This is a genomic window from Petrocella sp. FN5 (genome assembly GCF_029210395.1).
Classification (GTDB): domain Bacteria; phylum Bacillota; class Clostridia; order Lachnospirales; family Vallitaleaceae; genus Petrocella.
This window is the reverse complement of record NZ_JARGDP010000185.1, coordinates 1-1,306: the sequence shown is the minus strand read 5'-3', so window position 1 is coordinate 1,306 and position 1,306 is coordinate 1. Positions and strand designations below refer to the sequence as shown.

Annotated in this window: 2 protein-coding genes; both read left to right on the top strand. The window is 38.4% G+C overall.

Features of this window, described 5'->3' with window-relative positions:
- The first annotated feature begins 14 nt into the window (after positions 1 to 14).
- On the top strand, positions 15 to 665 hold the full coding sequence (locus P0N36_RS15365; RefSeq protein ID WP_275843770.1) for a DUF47 family protein: 651 nt from the start codon (positions 15 to 17) through the stop codon (positions 663 to 665).
- A partial coding sequence (locus P0N36_RS15360) for an inorganic phosphate transporter (RefSeq protein ID WP_275843769.1) occupies positions 665 to 1,306 on the top strand: 642 nt, incomplete at its 3' end. The genes P0N36_RS15365 and P0N36_RS15360, both read left to right, overlap by 1 nt.

Sequence of the window (1,306 nt, the reverse complement as noted above, 5' to 3'; positions counted from 1 at the left end):
GGAAGGAGAAATCAATGAACATATTTCAAGACAGAAACAGAGAATTAGAGCTTGAGATTGATTTATATCTCAACTGTCTTCAAAAAGGTGCAATGACTTTTTATGAGGGCATCAAAGATTATATGACCAATAATTGCCAGCAATTTGAAGAGCGTGTCAAAGTTGTTGTAGAACAGGAAAGTGAAGCAGATGAACATCTAAAGAACCTAAAATTCATCTTATACAGATATAATTTGGTGCCAGATCTTAGCGCAGATATCCTAGAGCTTATGGATTCTATGGATGACATTGGTGATATTTCTAAACAAATGCTCTTAGACCTACAAGTTGAGCAACCCAAAATAGAAGAAGACTTTAAAGAAGACTTCATTCTAATTGCAAAAACCTCACGTAAAGCGGTAGAGACACTTATTCGAGGGGTCAGAGTTTATTTCACCGAGTATAAAACCATAGAAGACTATATTAGTAAAGTCTATTTTTATGAATCAGAAGTCGATAAACTAGAGCATAAACTAAAAATCAAAATATTTGCAGACAAAGATCATTTAAAACTAAGTGAAAAAATGCACCAGCGCTATTTTGCACAAAAAACAGCAAGGCTTTCTGATATAGCAGAAGAAATGGCGATAAAGCTATCCGTATTTAGATTTAAGCGAGGTATATAATGGATATGATGAACTTTACACTTTCAACAATCATATTCTTGTCTGCAGGATTATTTATGGGTTGGTCCCTTGGTGGGAATGATGCAGCAAATATTTTTGGAACGGCTGTCGGCACCAGAATGGTCAAATTCACAACAGCAGCCATCATCTGTAGCATATTTGTTACCCTAGGTGCCGTCTTAAGCGGAACAGGCGCATCCCATACCCTTGGACAACTGGGGGCTATTAACGCCATCGGCGGTTCCTTTGCCGTATCGGCTTCAGCGGCTTTTACGGTCATGGTAATGACAGGGAAAGGCTTGCCCGTATCGACCTCACAAGCTGTAGTAGGCGCCATTATTGGTTGGAACCTATTTGGTGGTATAAAAACAGATATGGCAGTGGTATATAAGATTGTCAGCACATGGATTTTCACTCCGATTTTGGCAGCCTTTTTTGCAGTCATCTTTTATTGGATTACCAAATACATAGTAGAACACACCAAAATACATATCGTCAAAATGGATAAGTATACAAGATACGCCTTAATGATTGCCGGTGCCTTTGGTGCCTATAGTTTAGGCGCTAACAACATTGCCAATGTCATGGGTGTCTTTATAAATGTATCCCCTTTTGAAACCATAAGGCTATCTGACAACCTA